The sequence below is a fragment of the Microbacterium sp. ZW T2_14 genome (genome assembly GCF_044987405.1).
Taxonomy (GTDB): domain Bacteria; phylum Actinomycetota; class Actinomycetes; order Actinomycetales; family Microbacteriaceae; genus Microbacterium.
This window is the reverse complement of the sequence record NZ_JBJDRK010000109.1, coordinates 1-5,263: the sequence shown is the minus strand read 5'-3', so window position 1 is coordinate 5,263 and position 5,263 is coordinate 1. Positions and strand designations below refer to the sequence as shown.

The window sequence follows — 5,263 nt, the reverse complement described above, 5'->3', positions numbered from 1 at the left end:
GCGCCGGGGGCGCCCGTGACCAGGCCTCGAGCGGCGTGGGCAACGGCTGCGTCGCCGGGGACCTGGGCGATGAGGCTCGCATCCACCCCGTCGTTCACCGCCTCCCACTGGGCCCCCGTGCTGCCGGGGCCGACCACGCCGGCGCGCGAGCGGACGCCGGGGATGCGCAGCGCCGTGGCGAGGTCCGCGTCGCTGGCCATCGACGGCAGGTCCTCGGTCTGCTCGGGACGACCTGCCACCGCACGGCGCGCGTGGCGCAGGGCCTTCGGGTCGAAGGGGTCGAGACCGGCTCGGGCGTCGATCACCCAGCATCCGCCGACGCGGTCCAGGATGCTGCGACCCCGGGCCTGCGGATCCCACAGCCCTGATGCGAACATGACCGCGGGACCCACGAGCGGCATCGTGCCGCTCGCGCCCAGCACGAGCACACGCAGCACGACGTGCCAGAAACCCGGCCGGCCGAGGTCGTCGACGGCGACCGACCGGAGCCGCATCGCGGCCTTGCCCGCGGTGACTCCGCGGCGCCCGTGCAGCGCCAGCTGCAACAGGCCGAACAGCAGCGGAAGCGCGGCGCCGACGAGCACGAGGATGACCGCCAGGAGCGACGTGTCGCCGGCCGTCAGCATGACGGCGCCGACGACAGCGGGCGACGCCAGCAGCAGCCAGATGGACGCGTCGATGGCGAACGCGAGCGAGCGGATGCCGGGTGCCGCGGGCACGACGCCGAGCGCCGCGGCGTCGGGGCCGGAGACGCGCGCGGGCGGGGCGGAGGCGGAGGGTGTCATCGGAGTCCTCGGGGAGGTCAGGTGAGCAGCAGCAGGAGCGCGACGACGCCGGCGACCAGGACCGCGACGGCCACGGCCGCGGCGATGAGCAGCCGGCGGCGGTGTCGGCGGCGGCGCGACGCCGCGCCGTCGGGAGCGGGCGGCGGCGTGACGGACGACGGCGGCACGACGGGAGCCCTGCTCGCCATCACGGGTCCGGAGGACCGCGGTGCCCGACGATCGGATGCCTCGTCCCCGGGCACGTACGCGGCGCGACCCGGGACGGCCGGCGACGAGTCGGGCGCCGACGGGGGCGCCGCCGGAGCGCCACGGCGCACCGAGCGGAGCAGCGTCTGGTCGGTGCGGTCCTCGATCGTCGTCCCACCCGCGGTGTGGGTGTCCGACGGCGCCGACGTTCCCGGGAACGGCTCGGGTGCCGGGGGGCGGCGTCCCGCGATCGACGTCGCGTCCAGGTCGTCGGGAGGGGAGGGCGCCGCGACGCGACGCGGCGCGAGCACGGTGTGGTCGTCCACCTCATGCGTCTGGGGCACGCCTGCACGACGTGCCGTCAGCACCGTCGCGTCGTCGACGTCGTCATCGGTGCGCCGCCGCGCCGACAGCACCGTGTCGTCGTCCGGCACGAGGGAGGCGTCCGGGCGTGCGGCGCGCCGGGTCGGCTCGGCGTCGGGATCGATCACCCGTCACTCCGCTGCAGGCGCACCTCGGCGTCGCCGAGCAGGAAGCGGTCACCCGCCTCGATCTCGACGCCGGGCGTCGCCTCGACCTCGGTGCCCATGACGGTCGCGAAGAGGACGCCGTTCGTGGAGTCGAGATCGGTCACGTACCAGCGGTCGTCGCGCAGCTGCAGCCGCGCGTGGGTCTTCGACACCGTGCCGTCGGAGATCGACACCAGCTGCGCGCCGGGGAACTGCGGGTCGGACGTCGGGCGCCGCCCGAGGATCACGACGTCGGATGCGAGCGCGACAGGATCACCGGTCGGGGGCAGGAGCGTCCAGTCGGTGCGCTTGCGGCGCACGATGACGGTCTCGTCGAGCATGTCCTCGTCGGGGAGCTCGGGACGCGCGTGCCGTGCCGATACCGACGAGAGCGCGGAGAACGGGGCGCCGGCACCGGCCGCTCCGGCGACGGCAGACACCGGGCCGGATGCCTCGGGGAACGCGTCGACCTCAGCCATGGGCGATCGGGCGGGCGCCCAGGGCTCACGGTTCTCGCCCGTGACGGCCGGCAGCGGCACGTCGGTCACCGGCGGACGCGTGATGTCGTCGACGGGTGCTGCGGCCGATCGCCTCGGCGCGTAGGCTTCCGGCGCATCGGCCGCGACGGGCGCGGCCGGCACCGGTGAGACGGCCGGCGCGGGCACGGCGGAGACCGGCGCCGCCGCTCCCGGGAAAGCCCCGGTCACCTCGGCGCTGTGGTCGGTGGTGTCCAGAACGAAGCCCTGCCAGGGGTCGGCTTCGCCGGAGTCGGGGGATGCCTCGACCGCAGGCTCCTCCTCGCTCGGAGCCGCGCTGTTCGCCGTCGCGGGCACCGGGCGTCCGGGCAGCGGTGGCGGGGTCCAGCCGCCGGGCGGCGGGACCAGGATCGGTGCACCGGCGGCAGCCGCCTCGTCGGGGGCTCCGGGAACGGCCGGCTCCGTCGGCGCCGGCATCGTCTGGCGCGCCGCAGGCGCGTGCGCAGGCGGCGCGAAGTCGCTCACGACGGGACTCGGGGCAGCCGCCTGCGGAAACACGGCGGACTCGCCCGATCGCGACACCGGAGTGGGGAACGGGGGCAGCGGGCGCAGCCCGTCGGGCTCGGCGGCCCGGCGGGGCCCGGCACCCTCGTCTCTTCCGACCCAGCGCGCGCTCCCCCAGCCGATCACGGACGCCCACACCGGGAACAGCACGGCACCCAGCACGGTCATGCCGACGCCGAAGCCGAACGCGGTGCTGACGCGGTGGATCGCGATGACGAACACCACGAGCACGGCGATCTGAACGATGGGGACCAGAGCGAGCAGCAGGAGCCAGGGCGAGAGCCCCGCGAGCTGCAGCAGCACGATCGAGTTGAGGATCGGCACCCACGCCTTCCAGGACTCGACGCCGGCCTTGCGGAACACGGCAGACAGCGCGAGCGCGATCCAGACGTAGACACCCGCGGCGAGAAGCAGGCTGAACAGCGAGCCGAAGACGGCGGCTGTGACATCGGTGGCGTTCATGACATGGGACGCGCGGGCTCGGCCCGTCGTCTCCCCCTCTCGGCGATACGAGTGCGGACGCCGGTTTCTGGCGTCATCGGTCGGAGCAACGATCTCAACGATACGGTCGCGCGGGCCCCGCGCCAGAACCCGCTTTCCCGGCGGAGCCCCCGGCGCTCCGCATCGACCGCTTTCCAGTAGCTGCGGGCGTCTTCGGCCGAGAGTTCCGCAGGCGAGAACACCGCCCGGTCGGCCTCGCGTGCCAGCACGGCCCCCGCCGGCGTCTCGAAGGACGTGGCCAGCTCGCTGCGGGTCAGCGTGCCTGCGGCCGTGTGGCCGCTGTCCACGGCGGCGTCGACGTACTCGTCCCAGCCTCCGGCGATCCGCGTCGCGGGCGTTCCGGCGCCCCGGCGCCGGCGGCGGCGCACCGCCTTCGCCCACGCCACCGCGACGAACGGGCCGAACGCCAGCAGCAGCACCAGCAGCGCGATGCCGCCGATCCGCAGCATCGGCCACAGCCAGGCGAGATCGACCGCGCTCTGCTGCTGGTCCTGGTCGTCGGCCGCGGAATCCTCCTGCGTCGGGTCCGGGGGCACGACTTCCTCGACGGTGTCCGGACGCACCTCGGTCACGTTCTCGGGGTCCCGCTGTTCCGTGACGTCGAGGCTCGGGCCCTGCCGGTACTGCGGTGTCACATCGACCGCGACCCACTCGCCGTCGGCGGACTGCACCTCGGTCCACGCGGTGAGATCCTCGGCCCGGCACGCCCCGCCCTCGCACGTCGACAGCTCGGGGTCGGCGCTCGAGAGGCGGGCGCCGAGCACCACGCGCGACGGGAAGCCGATCTCGCGTGCCATGAGCGCCACCGCGACCGCGAACTGCTCGTCGTCGCCGATGGCTGCCACGTAGTTGCCGGATGCCGCAGCCCGGGGATCGCTCTCGCGCTCCAGCAGGCGCGAGAACATCGCGTCGACCCGGGCGAGCGAGTGCCCCGAGGCGCTGGGCTGGAACGAGTAGTCGGCGAGCGACTGCGTCCAGACCGGGGTGCCGTCGCCCTCGGTGAGCCCGTGGCTGAGGTACCCGCGCTCACGCAGCAGCTTCACCAGCTCGGCGAGCTGCGCTCCGCCGGAGCCGGCCGCGTGCTCGTCCATCCAGGCGCGCAGGCTGTCCGGCGCTGCGACGCCGCCCTGGCTGCCCGGGGCGTCGAGGCTTTCCAGGTCGAGGGCGGACGGCTGGACGGCGTCGACGGTGTACGCATCGCCCGCGGCGAGCCCGCCGCCGGCCGTCTGCACCCCCGCGTCCGCAGACGCGTTGTAGTAGAACCGGTCCGCGAGCGACGCCGCGCGGTCGCCCGAGAACTCGACCGACCGCAGGCGGCCGGCTGTCGGCATCCAGATCTCGTCCCACGCGCCGATCTCGACCCGCAGGGCCACGTCGTCGCCTGCGCCGGCGTCGAGCGTCGAGGGCACCCGGACGAATCGCCCCTCGTCGACGGCGCCCTCGCCGCCGGAGCGGAAGATCTCGCCGTCGTACGCGTCGAGCGTCGCGATGCGCACGCGTTCGGGCAGGGTGCCCGAGGCGGCCTCGACGGTGAACAGCACGTCGGACGCGCGATCGTCCGCGAACAGCGACCGGTACTGCGCGAGGGGGCTCACCTCGGCCGACAGGTCGATGTCGGGGCCGACGGCCGATCGAAGCACGTCGCGCTCCGCGCCGCGCGCCGCGTACGGCACCACCGCCACGGCGAGGACGAGAGCACCCACCACCATGCCGGTGCCGAGCGCGGTGCGTCGCCGGTCGGCGGCCGTGGGCTTGCGCGAGATGCGCACGCCGCTGGATGCCGCGGCCCGCTGGAGCGCGCGGATGCGCTGGTCGTGGGTGCGCCACGCGAGCCACAGCAGGCACGCCAGAAGCGCGGCGATGCCGATCGCGGTCTCGACGGGGGCATAGAGCGCGACCGGACCGAGCTGCCACGGCTCACTCGCGGCGGAGCGCCCGAAGAACAGCCCGAACGACACCATGCCGAGCGCCACCGGCACGGCGAGGTAGGCGATGCGATCCTCGCGCCACGAGAGCAGCAGCAGGAGGCACGTGCCGATCAGGAACACCACGAGCGCGGGCACCAGCAGGTTGCGGTACGAGCCGACCGGAAGCTCGACCGTCACCAGGTCCTTCCAGCCGAACACCAGCCCGCTGCCGAGCTCGACCACGCCCTGCAGCAGCTCGGCCGGCGCGCCCAGCCGCGCCGGCACCGCCAGTGGCACTCCGAGCAGCAGCACCGTCACCGCGAGCGCTCCGGCGA

The 5,263-nt window shown here is 74.7% G+C and carries 4 protein-coding genes; all 4 read right to left on the bottom strand.

Annotated elements, in window-relative coordinates; all coding sequences use genetic code 11:
- On the bottom strand, positions 1 to 785 hold a 785-nt coding region (locus ACI3KY_RS20020), incomplete at its 3' end, for an RDD family protein (RefSeq protein ID WP_404931879.1).
- 17 nt (positions 786 to 802) lie between these two features.
- On the bottom strand, positions 803 to 1,462 hold the full coding sequence (locus ACI3KY_RS20015) for a hypothetical protein (protein ID WP_404931878.1): 660 nt from the start codon (positions 1,460 to 1,462) through the stop codon (positions 803 to 805).
- On the bottom strand, positions 1,459 to 2,982 hold the full coding sequence (locus ACI3KY_RS20010; protein WP_404931877.1) for a DUF5684 domain-containing protein: 1,524 nt from the start codon (positions 2,980 to 2,982) through the stop codon (positions 1,459 to 1,461). The genes ACI3KY_RS20015 and ACI3KY_RS20010 overlap by 4 nt, the downstream gene beginning before the upstream one ends.
- A partial coding sequence (locus tag ACI3KY_RS20005; protein WP_404931876.1) for a transglutaminase domain-containing protein occupies positions 2,979 to 5,263 on the bottom strand: 2,285 nt, incomplete at its 5' end. The genes ACI3KY_RS20005 and ACI3KY_RS20010, both read right to left, overlap by 4 nt.